19 protein-coding genes are annotated in these 19,469 nt (G+C 70.1%); 10 read left to right on the forward strand and 9 right to left on the reverse strand.

All coding sequences use genetic code 11. From position 1 onward, the window contains the following. The first annotated feature begins 42 nt into the window (after positions 1 to 42). Entirely contained in the window at positions 43 to 216 is a 174-nt protein-coding gene (locus tag JYK17_RS06370; RefSeq protein WP_222809969.1) for a hypothetical protein, read from the forward strand. Positions 217 to 289: 73 nt separating this feature from the next. On the opposite strand, the gene JYK17_RS06375 is transcribed toward JYK17_RS06370, so the two are convergent. Then, the gene (locus tag JYK17_RS06375; RefSeq protein WP_222809970.1) at positions 290 to 1,354 is read right to left on the reverse strand and encodes a YihY/virulence factor BrkB family protein; all 1,065 of its coding nucleotides are present in this window, start codon (positions 1,352 to 1,354) and stop codon (positions 290 to 292) included. Positions 1,355 to 1,480: 126 nt separating this feature from the next. Further along, entirely contained in the window at positions 1,481 to 2,716 is a 1,236-nt protein-coding gene (locus JYK17_RS06380; protein WP_108015069.1) for an MFS transporter, read from the reverse strand. Between the two features lie 366 nt (positions 2,717 to 3,082). Here JYK17_RS06380 and JYK17_RS06385 point away from each other — a divergent pair, with 366 nt between their 5' ends. Beyond that, positions 3,083 to 3,796: an anti-sigma factor antagonist gene (locus JYK17_RS06385; protein ID WP_222809971.1), complete on the forward strand. Its 714-nt coding sequence runs from the start codon at positions 3,083 to 3,085 to the stop codon at positions 3,794 to 3,796. Positions 3,797 to 3,810: 14 nt separating this feature from the next. Here the strand turns inward: JYK17_RS06385 and JYK17_RS06390 are convergent, their stop codons facing one another. Then, positions 3,811 to 5,106 (reverse strand): PP2C family protein-serine/threonine phosphatase, encoded by a 1,296-nt coding sequence (locus JYK17_RS06390; protein ID WP_108015067.1) that lies wholly within the window; start codon positions 5,104 to 5,106, stop codon positions 3,811 to 3,813. Beyond that, entirely contained in the window at positions 5,103 to 5,906 is an 804-nt protein-coding gene (locus JYK17_RS06395) for an alpha/beta fold hydrolase (protein WP_108015066.1), read from the reverse strand. The genes JYK17_RS06390 and JYK17_RS06395 overlap by 4 nt, the downstream gene beginning before the upstream one ends. 313 nt (positions 5,907 to 6,219) lie before the next feature. On the opposite strand from JYK17_RS06395, the gene JYK17_RS06400 reads away from it, so the two are divergent. Continuing rightward, complete coding sequence (locus tag JYK17_RS06400) at positions 6,220 to 6,882, forward strand: hypothetical protein (RefSeq protein WP_128804190.1); 663 nt, start codon at positions 6,220 to 6,222, stop codon at positions 6,880 to 6,882. Between the two features lie 79 nt (positions 6,883 to 6,961). Here the strand turns inward: JYK17_RS06400 and JYK17_RS06405 are convergent, their stop codons facing one another. After that, positions 6,962 to 7,657: a DUF899 domain-containing protein gene (locus tag JYK17_RS06405; protein ID WP_108015064.1), complete on the reverse strand. Its 696-nt coding sequence runs from the start codon at positions 7,655 to 7,657 to the stop codon at positions 6,962 to 6,964. A gap of 264 nt (positions 7,658 to 7,921) precedes the next feature. Between JYK17_RS06405 and JYK17_RS06410 the strand changes: the two genes are divergently transcribed. Both JYK17_RS06410 and JYK17_RS06415 read left to right on the forward strand, forming a co-directional pair. After that, positions 7,922 to 9,592, forward strand: coding sequence for a stealth family protein (locus JYK17_RS06410; RefSeq protein ID WP_234547300.1), 1,671 nt, complete (start codon positions 7,922 to 7,924; stop codon positions 9,590 to 9,592). A 13-nt stretch (positions 9,593 to 9,605) separates the two neighbouring features. Next, positions 9,606 to 11,462, forward strand: coding sequence for a stealth family protein (locus JYK17_RS06415; RefSeq protein ID WP_222809972.1), 1,857 nt, complete (start codon positions 9,606 to 9,608; stop codon positions 11,460 to 11,462). 19 nt (positions 11,463 to 11,481) lie between these two features. On the opposite strand, the gene JYK17_RS06420 is transcribed toward JYK17_RS06415, so the two are convergent. After that, complete coding sequence (locus tag JYK17_RS06420; protein ID WP_222809973.1) at positions 11,482 to 11,826, reverse strand: inner-membrane translocator; 345 nt, start codon at positions 11,824 to 11,826, stop codon at positions 11,482 to 11,484. Positions 11,827 to 11,930: 104 nt separating this feature from the next. Between JYK17_RS06420 and JYK17_RS06425 the strand changes: the two genes are divergently transcribed. Beyond that, positions 11,931 to 12,176: a hypothetical protein gene (locus tag JYK17_RS06425; RefSeq protein WP_222809974.1), complete on the forward strand. Its 246-nt coding sequence runs from the start codon at positions 11,931 to 11,933 to the stop codon at positions 12,174 to 12,176. A gap of 31 nt (positions 12,177 to 12,207) precedes the next feature. On the opposite strand, the gene JYK17_RS06430 is transcribed toward JYK17_RS06425, so the two are convergent. Further along, complete coding sequence (locus tag JYK17_RS06430) at positions 12,208 to 12,921, reverse strand: AraC family transcriptional regulator (protein ID WP_222809975.1); 714 nt, start codon at positions 12,919 to 12,921, stop codon at positions 12,208 to 12,210. A 185-nt stretch (positions 12,922 to 13,106) separates the two neighbouring features. Here JYK17_RS06430 and JYK17_RS06435 point away from each other — a divergent pair, with 185 nt between their 5' ends. Beyond that, entirely contained in the window at positions 13,107 to 14,096 is a 990-nt protein-coding gene (locus JYK17_RS06435; RefSeq protein WP_234547301.1) for a zinc-binding dehydrogenase, read from the forward strand. Between the two features lie 19 nt (positions 14,097 to 14,115). On the opposite strand, the gene JYK17_RS06440 is transcribed toward JYK17_RS06435, so the two are convergent. After that, on the reverse strand, positions 14,116 to 14,460 hold the full coding sequence (locus JYK17_RS06440) for a DUF1330 domain-containing protein (protein WP_108015058.1): 345 nt from the start codon (positions 14,458 to 14,460) through the stop codon (positions 14,116 to 14,118). Between the two features lie 99 nt (positions 14,461 to 14,559). Then, the gene (locus JYK17_RS06445) at positions 14,560 to 15,345 is read right to left on the reverse strand and encodes a helix-turn-helix domain-containing protein (protein ID WP_108015057.1); all 786 of its coding nucleotides are present in this window, start codon (positions 15,343 to 15,345) and stop codon (positions 14,560 to 14,562) included. 63 nt (positions 15,346 to 15,408) lie between these two features. On the opposite strand from JYK17_RS06445, the gene JYK17_RS06450 reads away from it, so the two are divergent. The 3 genes from JYK17_RS06450 (at position 15,409) to JYK17_RS06460 (ending at position 19,462) form a co-directional block, all read left to right on the forward strand. Further along, positions 15,409 to 16,215, forward strand: coding sequence for an SDR family NAD(P)-dependent oxidoreductase (locus JYK17_RS06450; RefSeq protein ID WP_108015056.1), 807 nt, complete (start codon positions 15,409 to 15,411; stop codon positions 16,213 to 16,215). 144 nt (positions 16,216 to 16,359) lie between these two features. Continuing rightward, positions 16,360 to 17,100, forward strand: coding sequence for an ABC transporter ATP-binding protein (locus JYK17_RS06455; RefSeq protein WP_108015055.1), 741 nt, complete (start codon positions 16,360 to 16,362; stop codon positions 17,098 to 17,100). A gap of 4 nt (positions 17,101 to 17,104) precedes the next feature. Next, positions 17,105 to 19,462: an ABC transporter permease gene (locus JYK17_RS06460; protein ID WP_222809976.1), complete on the forward strand. Its 2,358-nt coding sequence runs from the start codon at positions 17,105 to 17,107 to the stop codon at positions 19,460 to 19,462. Positions 19,463 to 19,469 lie beyond the last annotated feature (7 nt).

The following is a 19,469-nucleotide window of genomic DNA, read 5'->3' on the forward strand; positions in this document are numbered from 1 at the left end:
GACACCGACGACATCGAAGTGACCGAAGCCTCTGGAGGGCCGATGAGCCTCTTTCTGTTCCTCGTCCTCGCGGCCGTCGTGCTGGGCATCATCGGAGTCGCCGTACACGGCCTCTTCTATCTGCTGATCATCGGCGCCGTCGTCCTGCTCGGTGCCCTCGCGTACGCGGCCCTGCGTTTCCGCCGTGGCGGCAGGAAGCACCGCGTGGCGCGCTGATCGGCACGGTGCGACGCACTGATCGGACCCGGCGCGGTGAGTCCGCCGGGTCCGATCAGCCGCCCGCGTCCGGTCAGGCCTCGTCGAGGCGGCGGACGTCCTCCTCGTCCCACGTGCGGGTGTCGCGCGGCTGGGTGTACGGCTCGGTCTCGGGCGGGAGCCCGCCCGCGATGGCCCGCTGCCGCACGCTCTCCGCGTCGAACTCCAGGCCCAGCAGGATCGCGAGATTGCTGATCCACAGCCAGACGAGGAAGACGATGACGCCGGCCATGGTGCCGTAGGTCTTGTTGTACGAGGCGAAGTTGGCGACGTAGAAGGCGAACCCGGCGGAGGCGAGCAGCCAGATCACCAGGGCGAGCAGACTGCCCGGGGTGATCCACCTGAAGCCCTTGACCTTGGCGTTCGGGGTGGCCCAGTACAGGATCGCGATCATCACGGTGACCAGCACCACCAGGACCGGCCACTTGGCGATCGACCACACCGTCAGCGCGGTGTCCCCGACTCCGAGCGCCTGCCCGGCCTGCCGGGCGATCCCGCCGGTGAAGACCACGATCAGCGAGCTGACGACGGCGAGCACCATGAGGACCACCGTCACACCCACCCGCACCGGCAGGATCTTCCACACCGGCCGGCCCTCCGGCATGTCGTAGACGGCATTGGCGGACCGGATGAAGGCGGCCACGTACCCGGACGCCGACCACACCGCCAGCACGATGCCCAGCAGGGCCATCAACGAGCCGGTCCCGGAGTTGTTCTGCAGTTGCTCGACGGCCCTCGTGATGATGTCGCGCACCGAGCCGGGAGCCAGCTGCCGCATGTTGCTAAGCACCTTGTCGGTGGCCGACTTGCCGGCCACCCCCAGAAGCGAGACCAGCACCAGCATCGCCGGGAACAGGGACAGCACCCCGTAGTACGTCAGCGCCGCGGCCCGGTCCGTCAGCTCGTCGTCCTTGAACTCCTTGAGGCTGCCCTTGAACACGGCGGCCCAGGCGCCCTTGGGCAGCTTGACGGGGGTGTCCGGAGCGGCCTGTTCGACCTCGTGGTCCGGCCCCACCTCCTCCGGCGACGGCACCCGGGTGGCCGGGTCGTCGTCGCGGTCGTGTTCTGCGCGCCGTCCTGGAAGATGAAGCTTTGCCATATCTGCCGGGTATCCCGAGGGAGCGCACTCACGCCCACGTCCACGGCACACGGCGTCACGCGGTCGCTGCGGGGCCGGCGTGCGGACCGTGATGCGGTCGGCGTGCGGACGGTGATGCGGTCGGCGTCAGTGGCCGTGTCCGTCGGGTCGGGCCGTCTCCACCTGCCCGGCATCCATCGGCGTCTCCATGGCGGAGGACGTGATCACCTCGGAGCGTCGGCTGCCGCGGTCCATGAGGCCGCCCGTGAAGGCGAGCCCGAGACCCGCGACGGCAAGCGCGGCGCCGACGAGGTTGGGCGAGGCCCAGCCCCAGCCCGCTGAGATGGCCAGCCCGCCGAGCCAGGCACCGCCCGCGTTGGCCAGGTTGAAGGCGGAGTGGTTGGAGGCCGCGGCCATGGTCGGCGCGTTCTTCGCCTTGGCCATAAGCAGCATCTGCACGGGCGTGGTGACGAACGAACCCATCGCGCCGATGAACGTGATCGTCAGCAGGGCCGGCACGGTGCTGTGCACGGTGAAGTAGAACGTCACCAGTCCCGCCGCGAGCAGGGCGAGGCCCGCATAGAGCGTCGGGCGCAGAGCACGGTCCGTGAGGGGGCCGGCGAGCAGCGTGCCGGCGGTCATGCCGACGCCGTACAGCGCGAGGACCAGGGTGGTCGAGGAGTCGGAGATGCCCGTGAGGTGCGTCAGCATCGGCACCAGATAGCTGTAGACGGCGAAGAATCCGCCGAACCCCACCACCGCCGTGCCCAGACCGATCGCGACCTGGCGGTTGCCCATGGCCCGCAGTTCGTGCCGGATGCCGGACTGCCGGCCGCGCGGCTGGTGCGGCACGAAACGGGCCAGTGCGGCCAGCGCGATCAGGCCGATGACGGCGACGGCGCCGTACGCGGACCGCCAGCCCAGCTGCTGTCCGAGGGCGGTGCCGGCCGGCACACCGACGATGTTCGCGACCGTCAGCCCGAGGAACATCTTCGAGACGGCACGCGCGGCCCGCTCGGGGGCGACCAGGCGGGAGGCGACGACCGCGCCCACGCCGAACAGCGCCCCGTGCGGCAGCCCGGCCAGGAAGCGCGCGGCGAACAGTAGGCCGAAGCCGGGGGCGAACGCGGACGCGAGATTGCCGATCACGAACAGTCCCGACAGGAGCAGCAGGAGCCGCTTGTGCGGTACGCGCGCGCCGATGCCGGTCAGCAGCGGGGCGCCCACCACCACGCCGAGCGCGTACGCCGAGACCAGGTTGCCGGCGTGGGGCACCGACACGCCGACCCCGTCGGCGATCTGGGGCAGCAGCCCCATGGTGGCGAACTCGGTCGTGCCGATGCCGAACGCGACGACAGCCAGGGCCAGCAGAGCCAGGGGCATGGTGCGGGGGAACCTTTCAACGAAAGCACTACGGGGACAGGACGGGGACAAGGGAGCGGTCACGGGCCGAGGTCGTCTAGATCCTCCGGCCGGCCGCGTCGAGCACCATTGCCCGCGCACCCCCAAGCAGGGCGAGCCCACCAACGGTGCAGCACGGGCGCGGCACCGCGCATTCCAAGATCGGCCCGGACTTCCACGTGATCTGCGTCATGCCCCGATCAGCCGCGAAAGGGCGGCGCATATCGCAGGGCCCGCCATTCACGCATTTGAAAGAACGAATACACTTTCATGTTCTGGTTGACGCTGAACGTACGTGGGGGTGATGCTGGGGAGCGATCGAGAAGACGGTATGTGCCGGGAGCATCCATGTCCCATCACACGGCTCTTCCCCAGAGCGAGGAGCCCTGCCCCGCCTGCGGCACCGCGTTCCAGGTGCCGCAGCCGTCCGCGCCGGTGACCCTGAGCGTCGACGCGGCCGGCGACCGGCTCGTGGTGACGGTCTCCGGTGAACTCGACCTGGAGAGCGACCAGTTGCTCCAGCGGACGTTGAGCGATGCACTCGACCGTACCTCCGGGTGCCTCGAACTGGACCTCGCGGACGTCGACTTCTGCGACTGCGCGGCCCTCAACGTGCTGCTGGACGTGCACGACCGGGCGCGCGCGAGCGCCAAGCGCTTCCTGCTGCGCGCCACCAGCCCGGCCGTTGAACGCCTGCTCGCCCTCACCGGTGTTCTCCCGCTCTTCGCGGCGGGGGCTGCGGACTCCGGGTCGCCGGTCAACGGAACGACACGTGAGACGAACTCGCCCGGCGCCGACATCGCGGCCGAGAACGCCCAGCTGCAGGAGGCGTTGGAGAGCCATGCGGCGATCGATCTGGCCCGGGGCATGCTCATGGCGTCGTTCCGGCTGAATCCCCAGCAGTCCTGGCAGGTACTCGTGACCGCGTCCCAGCGCAGCAACACGAAACTGCGCCTGATCGCCGAGGCCCTTCTGCAGACCGCAGACGGCAGCGCGCTGCCCGCACCGCTTGCCGACCACCTGGCCACTGCCGTGCGGGCGCACAGCGGTTCAGCAGGATAGGGGTTCAGCAGGGCTCATCGCCCGTCTTCCGCCCGTGAGTTGACGGACGCGTCCGGTATGCCGAGGGCGAGCAGAGCGGTGTCGTCGTCGAGGCCGTCGCCGAAGCTGTCCAGCAGGTCCGTCAGGGCCTTGATCACGGCGCTCGGGGGCTTTCCCGCGCGCTCGGTGGCGAAGGCGAGCAAAGCGTCCTCCCCGTACAAGGAGGCGCGGTCCTCGCCGGTGCGGGCTTCGGTGAGGCCGTCGGTGTAGAGCAGGAGTGTGTCGCCGGGTGCGAGTTCGGTCGTGGCGGTGGCGAAGCTCGCGGAGGGCAGGACACCGACCAGGAGGCCGCCGGGTGTGGGCAGATAGGCGGCCGTGCCGTCGGCGCGCAGCACCAGGGCCGGAGGGTGCCCGCCCGAGGCGACGACGACGGCGACCCGACCGGTCACCGGGTCCGGTTCGAGCGTGCCGAAGACGACGGTGCAGTGGCGGGGGTCACCGCTGCCGGTGTAACGCTCGTGGAGCACCGTGTTGAGGGTGGCGAGGGCCGCCACGGGGTCGGCGTCGTGCAGTGCGGCCGCCCGCAGCGTGTAGCGGGTCAGCGAGGTGACCGCGGCGGCCTGGGGCCCCTTGCCGCACACGTCCCCGAGGAAGAACGCGTAGCGCTTGCCGTCGATCGGGAAGAGATCGTAGAAGTCGCCGCCGAGCCGGTCGGGAGAGGCCGTGTGGTAGTGGGCCGCCGTCTCCAGTCCGGGCACCCGCGTCAGCGTGTCCGGCAGCAGTGAACGCTGGAGGACGGCGAGGGCGTCCTGCAGCCTGGCGCGGTCGGTCTCCGCCCGCATGCGCGCCTCGTCGGCCACTTTGCGGCGGCGCAGCAGCTCCTCCTCGTACGCCCGGCGGTCCCGGGCGTCGAAGAGGGTGGTGCGGATCAGCAGGGGTTCGCCGACGCTGCCGCGCTTGAGCACCGAGGAGACCAGGACCGGCATCCGGCCACCGTCCGCCTGCTTGATCTCGAAGGCGATGCCGCTGATCTCACCCTGCAGCTGCAGCAGCGGCGCGAAGTGCGTCTCGTGGTACAGCTTCCCGCCCACGGTCAGCATGTCGCTGAACCGCATCCGGCCCACCACCGCCGCACGCTCCAGGCCGAGCCAGCCCAGCAGTGTGGCGTTGATCTTCGCGACGGTGCCGTCCATCAGGGTGGACAGATATCCGCAGGGAGCGCTCTCGTACAGTTCCTCCGCGCTGTCCTCCAGCAAGGCGGCGAATGCCGCGTCCTCCGTCCGGTCGCCGTCGGCGTCGGACGGGTCGGGGCGCCCGGAGCGACGGGTCATCGCAGCTCCGCGAGAAAGTCCAGGAGGGCCTTGTTGGTGGCTTCGGGCGCCGACAGGTGCGGGCAGTGCCCGGTCGCGTCCAGCGTGACGAGCGTCGAGCCGGGGATCGCTCGGCTGACGAACGCACCGACTTCACGGGGAGCGATGGCGTCGTGGGTGCATTCCAGCACCAGCGTCGGGACGTTCACCCGCTTCAGGTCGTCCCTCGAGTCCGAGAGGAACGTGGTGCGCGCGAACACGCTCGCCATGTCGGGGTCGGTGGCGCAGAAGCTGTTCTTGAGCTCCTCGCCGAGTTCGGGCCGGTCCGCGTTGCCCATGATCACCGGTGCCATCGCGGCCGACCAGCCGAGGTAGTTCGAGTCCAGGGACTGCAGCAGTTCCTCGATGTCCTCGGCGCCGAAGCCGCCGCGGTAGCCGTCGTCGTCGATGTAGCGCGGGGAGGGGGCGATCATCACCAGTGCGCCGATCCGCTCCGGAGCGAGGTCGGCGGCCAGCACCCCGATCATCGCGCTCACCGAGTGCCCCACGAAGATCGCCTCACGGAGGTCGAGCGCCTCGCACACCTCCACGACGTCCCGGGCGTATCCGTCCAGGGAGGAGTACCGCTCCGCCGAGAATGCGGCAGGGTCCGAGCGGCCCGAACCCACGTAGTCGAACAGCACCACCCGGTGGTCCTCGGCCAGAGCGGGCACCGTCAGCCGCCACATGTTCTGATCGCAGCCGAACCCGTGCGCGAGCACCACCGTGGGCCCCTGCGGGTTTCCGGTGACGGTGATGTTGTTCCGCCGAGCTATGTCCATGGTTCACAGTCTCACAAGGTCGCCACACCGCCCCCATTCACCGCTGAACCACCCTGCGTCACCCGTGGTCACCCCCAGTCACCCACCGCCTCCCGGCACGTGGCCTTCGATCGTCGGGCGACTCCAAATGACCCCGAGCACAAGGCAGTTGACTGCTCATCAGTCGCACGATCAACTATAACTTTGCCAGCTCTTGGTGTAGCCGGGCCGTCGTTTACGTGAGCCTCATGGGCACCAGGCGGTGACCGCAGCCCCGCCAGAACAGGCGACTGCCGCGGCCACCGACCCCCCACGCAGGTGAAAGGCAGCAACGATGAAGAAGAACCGCGCGCTGCGGTACGGCGGCCGCGCGCTGGCGCTGACGGCGACCGCGCTCGGGACGATCGCGGCGGCCGTGCCGGCCGCGGCCGAGGACCAGCCGACCGCGGAGCAGATCATGAGCGACTGCGCCTTCGGCGCGGGCAAGTGCAGCTTCAACTCCCCCCAGCTCGGCGAGGCTTATCTCGGCAAGCCCCGCCAGGTCTCGGACCTGCTCTACAACTGCACCGCCTCCCCCGCCTCCCAGTCCCTGTCCTGGGCCGACACCGTGGGCTCCTCCCACTCGGTGGGCGGCTCCATCACCGTCGGCGGCGGCATCGAAGGCATCATCACCGCCAGCGTGACGGCGACGTACAACTACACGTGGCAGAGCTCGCACACCGAGACGAGCTCCTACACCGTGACCGTGAAGCCGGGCGAGGTGGGCTGGATCACCCGCGCCCAGGTGATGCAGCAGATATCGGGCACCTGGCAGACCCACTACGACGACCCCAAGTGGGGGCACTACTACTGGTTCGTGCCCGACACCGTCACCGGGCCCGCCCCGAACGGCACGGACGGCCGGCACAACGCGGTCGTGGCCCGGTCCCGCAGGATGACGGCGGAGGAGAAGAAGCTCTGCTCCACTCAGGACAAGCTCTTCACCCGCGCCCGCTGATCCGGTCCCTGGTGGAGCCCGCGGCGGACGGAGAGCACGCCGGGACACCGGTCCGCTCTCCGTCCGCCCCGCAGGCCGTTCAGCTCGCGCCGGACTCCGGGCCGTAGAGCGCGGCGATGTCCTGGGACCGCGCCCACCGGCTGTACGTGGGCGACTGCGGCCAGCCCTCGGGAGAGTCCTGCCATTCCTCCTGGCGCCCGAACGGCAGCGTGTCGATCAGCGCGAACGAGTGGCTGAGCTGCTCGGTCCCCCTGCCGGTGGTGTGCCAGGTGCGATACACCTTGTCGCCGTCGCGCAGAAACACATTGACCGCGAATCCGCCGTCGGGCGGTGCGCCGACGTCGCTTCCGAACGGGCTGTTCGCCGTCGAATACCAGGTCATGCGGTTGCCGACCCGCTCCTTGTAGGCGAGCGCTTCCTTGATCGGCCCCTGGGTGACGATCACGAATCGCGCGTCGTAGCTGTCCAGGAACTCCAGTCGGGTGAACTGCGAGGTGAATCCCGTGCAGCCCGGGCACTGCCATTCCTTGCCCGCGAACCACATGTGGTTGTAAACGATCAATTGGCTCTTGCCCTCGAAGATCTCCGCCAGCCGGACCGGGCCGTCCTCGCCGTCGAGGACGTAGTCGGGCATCTCCACCATGGGCAGGCGGCGGCGCTCGGCCGCGATGGCGTCGAGCTCCCGTGTGGCGGCCTTCTCCCGGGCGCGCAGCGCTTCGAGCCGTTGCTCCCAGGTCGCGGCGTCGACGACGGGCGGTAGTGCGTGGGTGGTCATGATCCCTCACAGAATTCGTGCGCGGTTGTCCCGTGTACTTCCCTTGTACTGAGGTAGACCCCGCCCGGCTCCGGAACTCATCGCTCGTCGGCGTATTCATCGACCGGTAGCACAAACAGCGGGGCGGTGGCTGTGCGCCACGTAAATTCTCGGAGACATCTCGTACAACCTTTCGTCACGTCCGCCGGTCTGGATATCGCAGGTACGTACAGGAGTTGGTGAAGAGGAGCTCAAAAGGTGACCGTGCGCTCTTTTGCCCGGCGGATGCGACCTCGAGTCGAGCGGAAGGCCGCCGAGAGGGTGTGGCAGTTGCGCACCATGCGGCGCCGTCGGCGGGCGGCGGTCACCGACCCGGTGCTGCGCCCGGTGGCCGTGCGCGGCCAGCAGTTCTACGGACGCGTCGTGACCGGCTTCACCGCGGTCGAGGCAGCCGCCTCCAATCTCGGCCTGGTCGTGGCCGCCCTGGAGCAGGAGGGCATCCCGCACTTCCTGGTGCCGGGCTCGCGTACCCGTCACACGGTCGGCGTCAACGCCGTCGACCGGGAGCGCTTCCTGACCGCCCTGGAGGCGCAGAACGCGGGCAAGGCCGTGTTCATCGGCAGACCGCTGCCCGGCGGAAAACTGCTGCACCCCGCGCTGTTCATGGACGGAGTGCTGCCCGCGGCCCTGCGCTCGGCGCCCACGCTGCGGATCGGCGAGAACCATCTGGGACCCGCAGGCCAGCTGCTCGCCGGGCCCGAACTCGCCTGCGACGTCGAGTTCTGGGAGGACGGGGCCGAGCTCATGGCCTCCGAGGAAGGGCCCCGCCGACTGGCCAAGGTCCAGCCGCAGGCGTCCGCGGACATCTTCGCCGAATCCCTGATCGCGCCCCGGAACAACGGCGTCACCGACGTGCTTCCCGCCTCCGAGCAGAAGCCGGCCACCGTGCAGGTCGGCGACCGTGAGCTGCCGAGCTTTGTGCCGTTCACCCAACCGACCGTGCACGACGTGACGTTCCCCGTCGACGTCGTCTACACCTGGGTGGACGGCGAGCAGCCCGAGATGCGTGCCAAGCGGGCCCGTTACCAGGGGCGGGGCACCGCCGAGATCCTGGACAAGGAGATCAACGCCTCCCGCTACACCAGCCATGACGAGCTGAAGTACTCCCTGCGCTCGCTGGCCATGTACGCGGACTTCGTCCGGCACATCTACCTCGTCACCGACGGGCAGAAGCCGCACTGGCTCGATGACGAGGCCCCGGGCATCACCGTCGTCGACCACCGCGACATCTTCCCGGCGGATGTGCTGCCGGTGTTCAACTCCCATGCCATCGAGACCCGGTTGCACCACATCGAGGGCCTGTCGGACCACTATCTGTACTTCAACGACGACGTGTTCGTCGGCCGCCGCGTCACCGCGGAGCACTTCTTCCACGGCAGCGGGCTCATGAAGGTGCCGGTCTCGCCCCTCAAGATCGGCATCGGCAAGCCGCACGCCGAGGAGACGGCCACCAACTCCGCCAGCAAGAACGTCCGTCGGCTGCTGTGGGAGAAGTTCGGGCGGATGACCACGAACAACTTCATGCACACCCCGCTGCCGCAGCAGCGCGAGACTCTGCTGGCGTTGGAGGAGCTCTTCGCGGAGGACATCCGCCGCACCACCGCGTCCCGTTTCCGCTCCCCGCAGGACGTGGCGATGACGGCGCCGCTGCTCTACCAGTACGCGCTGATGACCGGCCGCGGCGTGCCGGGCAGCTTCAGCTTCCGGTACGTCAACATCAGCCGCCCGGACGCCGAGAAGCGCCTGGACGATCTGCGCCGTACCCGCCGCTTCGACTTCTTCTGCCTCAACGACGTCGATGTGCCGCCGGAGGAACGGGAGTTGGTCGGCGTCCGGATGAGCGAGTTCCTCGAACACTACTTCCCCTTCCCCAGTCCCTTCGAGAAGCGGAACTGACGGGGCCGCCTCCATGGACATCCGCCACCGCTCCGCGATGCCCGCGGGCCTGCGAGCCGTCCGGGATCTGCTGGTGCGCCTCCGGCTCGCACTGTGGGCCCGGTTCTGGACACTGCGCAGGATGCGGGCCAGACGACGTCTGCGGGCCGCGGTCCCCGGGCTGCGCCCGGTCGCGTTCGGGCCGCTACGGCTGTACGGGCCGACGGTCGCCTCCTACACCGCAGCGGACGCCGACGAGGCCGACCTCGAGCGGGTCTGCACCCTGCTGGAGTCGGTCGGAGTGCCGTACTTCCAGGTCCCTTCCGACCAGGGCGACGGCACGCCCCGGCCGGTCATCGGCGTCGAGGAGTCGTACCGCGAGGTGGTGCTCGCCCGCGCCGCGCAGCGTTTCTCGCGGACGCCCGAGTACGTCGGTGCCGTCGGACCGGACGGTGCCGTGACCTGCGCGGTGCTGTGGGCCGACGGAGGTCTGCCCCGCGCTCTCGCGCAGGCGTCGGTGCTCCGGACCGGCGTCGTGCGCCTCGGCCCCGCGGGGCAGGTGCTCAGCGGAACCGAGGCCGGCTGCGACATCGAGTTCTGGCGCCACGGCCGGGACCTGGGCACCGCCCCGGGGAGCGACCCCTTCTGGCTCACCGTGCCCGGCAGCCAGTTGGGGGACGTCTACGGCCCGGCGCTCGTCGCCCCGCGCCGCAACGCCGTCTCCGAGGTGCTCCCCGCGGTGGCGCAGCAGCCCGCCGCGCTGACCGGTCCGCGCCGCCGTGTGCCGACGTTCGCGCCGTTCGCCGAGTCCACCGTCGACGAGGTGCGCTTCCCCGTCGACGTGGTCTTCACCTGGGTCGACGGGGACGACCCCACGATGGCCGCCAAACGCCGTGCCCATCAGCGGATCTACGACTACGACAACGCCATCGCCCCGCGCGAGACCGGCGCCTCGCGCTACACCAGTCACGACGAACTCAGGTACGCGCTGCGCTCGTTGGACATGTACGCCGGGTTCGTGCGGCACGTCTACCTCGTGACCGACTCGCAGATCCCGGCCTGGCTGAACCCGGACGCGGAGGGGCTGACGGTCGTCGACCACCAGGACATCCTCCCGGCGGCGGCACTCCCCGTCTTCAACTCCCATGCGATCGAGAGCAGTCTGCACCACATACCGGGCCTGTCGAACCACTACCTCTACTTCAACGACGACGTCTTCATCAACCGCCCGGTGCGGGCCGAGCACTTCTTCCACGGCAACGGGATCGCGCGTATCCCGCTCTCCCCGCTGAAGCTCGGGCTCGGATCTCCGCACGCGCTGGAGCCGGCCCCGAACTCCGCGGGCAAGAACTCCCGCGAGGTGATCAGGCGCTTCCACGGCCGGTACGTCACGCACAAGTCGCTGCACACCCCGCACCCCCAACTGCTGTCGGTCATGCAGGAGATGGAGAGCCTCGGCATCGACGAGCTGGAGCGCACCTCCTACTCGCGCTTCCGCTCCACGTCCGACGTCGCGCCCGCGTCCACGCTTCACCACCACTGGGCCATCGCGACCGGTCGGGCCGTTCCGGCCCACTACCGCTTCCGCTACGTGCAGTTGGGGTCCCCGGACATGGGGCGCCGCCTGGCGCGGCTGACCGCCGGCGAGGACATCGACTTCTTCTGCCTCAACGACGTGGACACTCCTCCGGAGGCGAGAGCGGAGGCGCAGGCCGCCATCCACGGGTTCCTGGAGCGCAAGTTCCCCTTCCCGAGCCGCTTCGAGGGGTCCTCGACCCGACCCGTCGCCCGCCCGGTCACGCCTCGGATCACGAAGCTTCCCCGCCAGGTGACCCTCGGTGAGGTCCGACGTCACGACGGTGGGGTCCGCCACGAGGGCCGCAGCCAATAGCCGCGCCCGGCTCGGAGGGTCAGGGCCACACCGAGATCGCGGCGCCTGCCATGACGACGCCCACTGCCAATTGCACGGTCCCGATGGACCGAATGCCAACACGCAGGAACAGAAGGCCCGTTACCGCTGCCACCACGCCTAGAACCCCCCACCCCAGCACCGGCGACCAATCCGTGGGCGGCTGCCCGGAGGGCCTCGGCTCCTGCGGGGGCTCGCCGCCCGTCCGGCCCAGTCCTCGTACGGCGAGCACGATGGCGACCAACAACAGGGCGAACACGTCCCCCAACAGCACGAGCACCAGAAGGCAGCCAGTCGTGAAGGCTTCGGCCGTTCGAGAGGACGGCTTGTCGGGAGCGGATGGCATGTTCCTACGGTGGTACGGAACGCACTGCTTCAAACGGGCCGTCGCCGAGCCGCAACTCAGGTGTAGTACGGACTTGATGACCCACCGAGCAAGGAGATCCGATCATGGCTGAGGCTGACGAAAGACCGGCCGAGGTGAACAAGCGGGACATCCTGCTCTCCGGCGGCCGGACTCTCCAATTGACGGAGTACGGCAACGGCAGCATCCGGATCACGTTGACCGGGTCTCCTTATGTGATCACGTGTCTTGAGCAAACCGAGGACGGAGCCGTCCTGAAGCTCTCTCCCGGGCGCGAGGGATCCAACGCCCACAGGAACTGGGTCCGCGACCACAGCGGCGACGACCGGTAGCCGCATCAGACGTGCGCGATGGCGGCTCCCGTCAAGGCGCCGCCCGGCGTCCTTCGCTCGTTCGGTAGCGCCCCGGTGTGGTGCCCATGATGTCGTTGAAGGCGGCGATGAAGCTGCTGGGGTTGGACCAGCCGCAGGCGTGGGCGACGTGTGTTGTGTCGTGGTTGTCGGCGAGGAGGACGAGGGCGTGGTGGATGCGCAGTTGGGTGCGCCATTGGTAGAAGGTCATGCCGAGTTCGTCGTGGAACAGGCGGCTGAGCGTGCGGGCACCGGCCCCGGTTCTGCGCCCCAGTTCCGCCAGTGAGGAGTTGTCCGCGGGCTCCTCGTACAGGATCCGCGCGACGGCCTGCAGACGGTCGTCGCGGGGTTCTGGCAGTTGCAGTGGCTGCTCGTGTGCCTCGCGGAGTTCGTCGACGAGGGCGCGACGGAGCCGGGCGTGTGCGGCGCGGTCGTAGGAGTCCGCTGCCGGGTCGTAGTTGCGTGGGCCCGTGAGGGCGAGCAGCATCTCGCGGGCGAGGTCGGAGACGAGGAACACGACGGGACGGCTCGGTACGAGCCTGGCCAGGGACGCGGGCAGAAAGACGATCCGCATGTCGGTGTGCCCGTGCGCGCGGTGGTAGTGCGTGAACCCGGCGGGAGTCCAGGCCACCCGGTTCGCGGGAACGATCGAGGTGCCGCGTTCCGTGTGCACCGACAGGACGCCGCCGGCCGCGTACACCAGATGTCCGCGAGGGTGGGACTGCACCGACGTCGTCGCCCCCGACGGCCATTGATGCGCCCCACCGGACGGCCACAGCCGTGACGTCGCACCGGATTGGGGAGCTTGGCGGCCTACGGGCATGAGGTGGCAGTCTACCGGTGGCCCGCCGCACCGCTCGGTGGCGACAGTGGACGCAAGAGCGATGATCTTCACTGTCGAGGTGGTCAGGGATGAGTACGACGATGCGGGCGGCGGTCTGCGTCAGGGCCGGCGGCCCTGAGGTGCTGGAGATCCGCGAGCTTCCGGTACCCGAGGTCCGGGACGGCTGGAGCCTGGTGCAGGTCAAGGGCGTGGGTCTGAACCGGTCCGAGCTGAGGACGCGGCAGGGGCACTCCCCGAACGTGACGTTTCCGCGTGTGCTCGGGATCGAGTGCGTGGGCGTCGTGGCCGCCTCGACCGACCCCGAGGTGCCGGACGGGACGACCGTCGCGGCGGTGATGGGCGAGATGGGACGGGCGTTCGACGGCGGCTACGCGGAGTACGCGCTGCTGCCGAACACGCTGCTGATGCCGATCACCACCACGTTGCCCTGGGAGGTCCTGGCCGCGCTGCCGGAGACGTATCTGACCGCACAGGGTTCACTGGACGCGTTGGGGATCATGCCGGGTGGCGCGGGGCGGTTGCTGATCCGTGGCGGAACCTCGTCCGTGGGGATGGCGGCAACCTCGATCGCGTCCGGCCACGGCATCGAGACGGCGGTAACGACCCGTCGGCAGAGCAAGATCGCCGCGCTGGCCGCGGCCGGTGCCGGTCATGTACTCCTCGACGACGGCGGGTCGTTGGCGGCGAGTGTGCGCGACGTCTGGCCCGAGGGACCGGACCACGTCCTTGATCTCGTCGGGACGAACACGGTGGTGGACTCGCTGCACCTGGTCCGCCGCGGCGGCACGGTGTGCGTGACCGGTTCGCTCAGCGGATGGACGCTCCCGGACTTCGAGCCGATCGCGATGATCCCGTCCGGGACCAGGCTCACCGCCTTCCACAGCGACGACATCCGGGGCAGCGCGGGCAGAGCCGTATTGCAGCGGGTCGTACGGGAGGTCGAGGCCGGCCTCTACCGGCCCCACGTGGACCGCGTCCTCGGCCTGGACGACATCGTCGCGGCCCACCGGCACATGGAGAACAACGAGGCCACCGGGAAGGTCGTGGTGGTGCCGTAGGGGCTGAGGGGCGGGGCCGTCAGTTCGGCAGTGTCGCGCGCATCATCCGTGCCGTGGCAGTGGCGTCGTAGTCCTCCGGAACGCCCGGTACCAGGATGATGTCCCCGGGGATGTTCCGTGCGCGCAGTGGTGCGATCTCCTGGTAGGGGGCCGAGTCCCACCAGGCCTGCGCGTCCGCCATCGAGGGGAAGGCGATCACCACCACATGCCCGGGCCACGACCCCTCCTTGACCTCGTGCTGGGCACCGTGCACCAGGAATCGGCCGCCGTACGGGGCAAAGGTCGCCGTGATGCGCTCGATGTAGTCGGCGATCTCCGGGTGCGGGGCGGCTTCCTGCAGGTGGGCTATGGCGTAGGCGGACATTCCGTCCCCTTCCGAGAAGTGCCGGACTGGTTACGCCATTGATCCTGGCAGTGGGCCCGTTCACCGTCGATTACCCCACGAGTAATCGTCCCGCCGGCCTCAGATCAGCCGGGCCAGCCCCGCCGCCGACGGGCTTCCCGGGGCCGCCTGATACACGATGATCACCTGCTGTTCGGCGCCGCCGACGGTCAGGGCCTGCCGCCGCAGGGCGAGTTCCCCGACGGCCGGGTGTGCGAACCGTTTGAGCTCGTCGCGGGAGGGCCGTACGTCGTGCCGCGACCACAGGGCACGGAAGTCGTCGTCCCTCCGAAGCTCCTCGATCAGCCGCGCGGTGGCGGGATCGCGCGGGTCGGCCTCGGCGCGCAGGGCCGCGGCGGTCTGCGCGGCGATGTCCGGCCAGTCGGGGAAGAGGCGCCGTGTCGCGGGGTCGCGGAAGACGTCCCGGGCCAGGTTGTGTCCGGGCTCGTACATCGGGGCGAGTGCGCGCGCCCACTTGTTCGCGGCCAGTACGTCGAAGCGCCGGTTGCGCACATACGCCGGGGTGCCGGCCCATGAGTCGAGCAGCTGGTGCACGTCGGCGGCGACCTCGGTCCGCGACGGTTCCACGGGATCGGGGGCGGCGAGCGCGAACAGGTGCGTCGTGCCGTCCGCGTCCAGTTCCAGGGCCTGTGCGAGCGCCCGCAGGACCTGCGGTGAGGGATGCCGGTCGACGCCCTGTTCCAGCCGGACGAGATACGGCTCGCTGATGCCCGCCAGCAGGGCCAGCTCCTCGCGCCGCAGCCCCGCCACCCGGCGTCTTCCCGGCGTCGTGACGTCCGTACGGGAGGGCGAGATCCGTCCCCGCCGGGCCTTGATGAACTCCCCCAGGGCGTTGTCGGTCGCCATGGGCTGAAGGGTAACCCTCCCGGGGTGCTGGCTGCCGGTGCGCGGGTCGCGGAGGGTCGAGGCATGAAGACCTGGTTCATCACCGGTGCGTCCCGCGGCTTCGGCAGGACCTGGGCCACCGCCGCCCTGTCCCGCGGCGACCGCGTCGCCGCCACCGCACGCCGCCCCGAACTCCTGCAACCCCTCGTGGACCGCTACGGCGACCGCGTACTGCCCCTCCGCCTCGACGTCACCGACCGGGCCGCCGCCACCGCCGCCGTCCAACGGGCCGCGGATGTCTTCGGCCGCCTCGACGTGGTCGTCAACAATGCCGGCTACGGCCTGTTCGGCATGGTCGAGGAGACCACCGAGGAACAGGCACGCGCTCAGCTCGACACCAATCTGTTCGGTCCGCTCTGGGTGACACAGGCGGCACTGCCGATCCTGCGCGCCCAGCACAGCGGGCACATCGTGCAGGTGTCCAGCCTCGGCGGCCTCGCCGCCTTCCCCACCCTCGGGCTGTACAACGCCTCCAAGTGGGCGCTCGAAGGCATGAGTGAGGCCCTCGCCCAGGAGGTCGGCCCCCTCGGCATCCGCGTCACCATCGTCGAACCCGGCCCCTACGGCACCGACTGGTCCGGTACGTCCGCGGTGCACACCGAGCCGATCGCCGCGTACGAGCCCGTCCGCGAGGCCCGCCGGGCCGGTGCCACCGCCCGCACACCGCAGGATCCGCAGGCAACCGCTGATGTCCTGCTCGAACTGGTCGACCTCGACGACCCTCCGCTACGGCTCTTCCTCGGCGACTACCCGTACCCCGTCGTGGAAGCCGCCTACCGGCAACGTCTCGACACCTGGAACGCCTGGCGGCCTCTCGCCACCAGGGCCTGACCGGGGCAGTGCGCTCCCCTTCGCAGCAGACGACCTCGGTGCTACAGTTAGGGCGAACGACCAAGGTGACTGCCCCAGGCGATCGCCCAAGCCGACGACGAGCGCCTACTGCTGCGCCTCGCGTACGGCGGAGAGGGAGACGGAATGGCGGACGGAAGGGCGCTCAAGATCCCGGCGCCGCGCGGCGGGGTACGCCTGCGCGGGGTCACCAAGACGTACGGCACCGGCGAGGCGAAGCTCAACGCGCTCGACGGCGTGGACCTGGACATCGAACCGGGCGAGCTGGTGGTGGTCCTGGGCCCCAGCGGCTCGGGCAAGACCACGCTCCTCAACATGATCGGCGGCATCGAGTCCCCCGACGGCGGCGAACTGACCGTCGCCGACACCACGTTGACCGGCCGCGCGCCCAGGGAGCTCGTCGCCTTCCGCCGTGACCGCGTCGGCTTCGTCTTCCAGTTCTTCAACCTGGTCCCGACGCTGACGGCGCGTGAGAATGTGGAGGCCATCGTCGAGTTGACCGGTCGGGGGCACCGCGCCGAGGTGCCGCGGCTGCTGGAACAGGTCGGGCTCGCGGACCGCATGGACCACTTCCCCGCCCAGCTCTCCGGCGGTCAGCAGCAGCGTGTCTCCATCGCCCGCGCCCTCGCCACCGATCCCGACCTGCTGCTCGCCGATGAACCGACCGGCGCCTTGGACGTGGCCACGGGCAAGACCGTCCTCAACCTCCTGCAGGAGGCCAACCGCCAGGGACGTGGCGTGCTGATGGTCACGCACAACGCGTCCATCGCCTCGATCGCGCACCGCGTCATCACCATGCGCGACGGCCGCATCCAGTCCATGGAGCGCAATGCCGAGCCCGCCGACGCGGCAGCCGTGAGCTGGTGAGGGCGTGCACCGCATCCTGCTCACCAAGACCCGCCGCGACCTGCGCCGCCGGCTCCCCCAGTTCGCCGCCATCGCGGTCACCGTCATGGTCGGCGTCGTGCTGTTCATCTCCAGCTACGAGGCCTACCAGAACCTCAGCGCCTCGTACGACCGCACCTACGCCCGCCTGCGCTTCGCCGACGTCACCGCGACCGGCGGCAACCCCCGGCAGGTCGCGGCGGCAGCCCGGCACACGTCCGGGGTCTCCGCCGTGAGCAGCCGTACGCAGGGCGATCTGCCGCTGCGCATCGGGGGCGACAAGCTGCTGGGCCGGGTCGTCGGCCTGCCCGCCGGCGCCCAGCCCTCGGTCGACCGCGTCGCCGTCACCTCCGGCCACTACCTCGATCCCGGCGACCCCACCGGCGTCCTGGTCGAGAGCCATGCCGCCAAGACCTTCAAGCTGTCACCGGGCAACCGGTTGCGCGCGTTCGACGGCTCGGCCTGGCACACCGTCACCGTCCGCGGTGTAGTGGACTCGGCCGAGTATCTGTGGCCCGCCCGCAGCAGGCAGGACTCCCTCGACGACCCGCACTCGTTCGCCGTGATCTTCGCCCCCGAGACCACCGCCCGCAGCCTGGCCGGGCCGAGCGCCGCGAGCCAGACCCTCGTGCGGTTCACCGACGACTACCGCGACAGCGCCACCACGAAGCGGGCGACTGCGGAACTGCGGGCGGCGGGCGCCGTCGACGTCACGCCCCGTTCCGAACAGGCCTCGGTCGCCACCCTCAAGGAGGACCTGACCGGATTCCAGCAACTCGGCCTGACGTTCCCGCTGTTGTTCCTGGCGGCGGCCGCGGTCGCCGCGTATGTGCTCATCACCCGTCTCGTCCTGTCCGAGCGCAAGGTGATCGCCACGTTCCTCGCGGCGGGCGCCCCGCGCAGGCTCGTCGTACAGCACTACCTCAGCCATGGCACCGTGGCAGGCGCGACCGGCGCCGTCGTGGGACTCGTGCTCGGCACCCTGTCCACGGACGCGGTCACCCGCGCCTACACCAGCGCCCTGAAGGTCCCGGACACCGTCATCGAGCACCGCTGGCCCGTCGCGGTGATCGGTCTGGTCTTCGGCCTGCTGGTCGGCCTCGTCGGCGGCATCGCCCCCGCCCTGGCGGCATCCCGCGAGGCGCCCGCCGAGGCCATGCGCGGCGACGGCGGCACCCTCGAACCGCCCGGACCATGGAGCCGTACGGTCGCCCGGGCCCGCCGCATCCCGGTCGTCGCCCGGCTGGCACTGCGCGAGCTGACCCGCAGCCGGCGCCGGACACTGGCCACCATGACCGGCACCGTGCTCTCACTCGTCCTCGTGCTCGCCTCCGTCGGGATGATCACCAGCATGCGGTCGCTGGTGAACGTGCAGTACGGCACGGTGCAGCAGGAGGACGCCACGATCACCGCCGACACCCACGCGTCCGGCCTGGCAAGCAGCCTGCGCAAGGTCCCCGGGGTCGCCCGCGTCGAACCCGTCACCACGGTGCCGGTGACCGTCTCGGCCCACGGCCACTCGTACGCCACCTCGCTCACCGGATACCGGCAGGGCACGGTCATGCACGGCTTCCGTACGCCGAGCGGCGGCACGACGAGCCTGCCCGCTCAGGGCGTGCTCGCGGGCAAGGCGATCGCGAGCCGGCTGGGCGTCCGGGTCGGCGACATGGTCACCGTCAACTCCCCCGGCGGAGAGGGCCGGCAGGCCCGTCTCGCCGGTCTGCTCGACGAGCCGATCGGCACGTCCGTCTACGCCACGGACACCACCGCGCGTGCCCTCACCGGCGCCGGTGCCGACTCCTACCAGCTGCGCTTCGACCACGCTGTGAGCGAGCACGCCCGGGACGACGCCCGTGCCACGATCAGCAACATGGTCGGCGTGGTCGCGTACACGGACGCCAAGGCACTGCGCAGCCAGTTCGACAAGTACCTGGGTCTGTTCTGGCTCTTCGCCGGTGTGATGCTCGTCCTCGGCGCGATCCTCGCCCTCACCGTCATCTATGTGACGATGACCGTCAATGTCGCCGAACGCACCGGTGAACTGGCCACGTTGCGCGCGGCGGGAGTTCCGCTGCGTCGCATCGCCGGCATCCTCGCCACGGAGAACCTCACCGCCACTCTCCTCGCCGTACCCGTGGGACTGGTGGCGGGAGCCGCCGCGGCGTGGGAGGCGCTGGACTCCTTCAGCAGCGACATGTTCCACATCCAACTCACCCTGGGCTGGGGCACGTTGCTGTCCGCCGTCGCCGCCGTGCTCGCGGCATCCCTGCTGTCACAGATACCCGCGATACGCATGGTCCGCGGCCTGGACATCGCCCGGGTCGTACGGGAGCGGGCCCAATAACCCCAGC

Source organism: Streptomyces plumbidurans (assembly GCF_019857225.1).
GTDB classification, from domain to species: domain Bacteria; phylum Actinomycetota; class Actinomycetes; order Streptomycetales; family Streptomycetaceae; genus Streptomyces; species Streptomyces plumbidurans.

Coding starts and splice junctions, on each gene's coding strand:
- JYK17_RS06420 (WP_222809973.1), bottom strand. CDS start 11,826: ATGCCATCCGCTCCCGACAAGCCGTCCTCTCGAACGGCCGAAGCCTTC.
- JYK17_RS06370 (WP_222809969.1), top strand. CDS start 43: ATGAGCCTCTTTCTGTTCCTCGTCCTCGCGGCCGTCGTGCTGGGCATC.
- JYK17_RS06385 (WP_222809971.1), top strand. CDS start 3,083: ATGTCCCATCACACGGCTCTTCCCCAGAGCGAGGAGCCCTGCCCCGCC.
- JYK17_RS06390 (WP_108015067.1), bottom strand. CDS start 5,106: ATGACCCGTCGCTCCGGGCGCCCCGACCCGTCCGACGCCGACGGCGAC.
- JYK17_RS06400 (WP_128804190.1), top strand. CDS start 6,220: ATGAAGAAGAACCGCGCGCTGCGGTACGGCGGCCGCGCGCTGGCGCTG.
- JYK17_RS06445 (WP_108015057.1), bottom strand. CDS start 15,345: ATGGCGACCGACAACGCCCTGGGGGAGTTCATCAAGGCCCGGCGGGGA.
- JYK17_RS06425 (WP_222809974.1), top strand. CDS start 11,931: ATGGCTGAGGCTGACGAAAGACCGGCCGAGGTGAACAAGCGGGACATC.
- JYK17_RS06395 (WP_108015066.1), bottom strand. CDS start 5,906: ATGGACATAGCTCGGCGGAACAACATCACCGTCACCGGAAACCCGCAG.
- JYK17_RS06440 (WP_108015058.1), bottom strand. CDS start 14,460: ATGTCCGCCTACGCCATAGCCCACCTGCAGGAAGCCGCCCCGCACCCG.
- JYK17_RS06450 (WP_108015056.1), top strand. CDS start 15,409: ATGAAGACCTGGTTCATCACCGGTGCGTCCCGCGGCTTCGGCAGGACC.
- JYK17_RS06435 (WP_234547301.1), top strand. CDS start 13,107: ATGAGTACGACGATGCGGGCGGCGGTCTGCGTCAGGGCCGGCGGCCCT.
- JYK17_RS06415 (WP_222809972.1), top strand. CDS start 9,606: ATGGACATCCGCCACCGCTCCGCGATGCCCGCGGGCCTGCGAGCCGTC.
- JYK17_RS06375 (WP_222809970.1), bottom strand. CDS start 1,354: ATGGCAAAGCTTCATCTTCCAGGACGGCGCGCAGAACACGACCGCGAC.
- JYK17_RS06405 (WP_108015064.1), bottom strand. CDS start 7,657: ATGACCACCCACGCACTACCGCCCGTCGTCGACGCCGCGACCTGGGAG.
- JYK17_RS06410 (WP_234547300.1), top strand. CDS start 7,922: ATGCGACCTCGAGTCGAGCGGAAGGCCGCCGAGAGGGTGTGGCAGTTG.
- JYK17_RS06380 (WP_108015069.1), bottom strand. CDS start 2,716: ATGCCCCTGGCTCTGCTGGCCCTGGCTGTCGTCGCGTTCGGCATCGGC.
- JYK17_RS06455 (WP_108015055.1), top strand. CDS start 16,360: ATGGCGGACGGAAGGGCGCTCAAGATCCCGGCGCCGCGCGGCGGGGTA.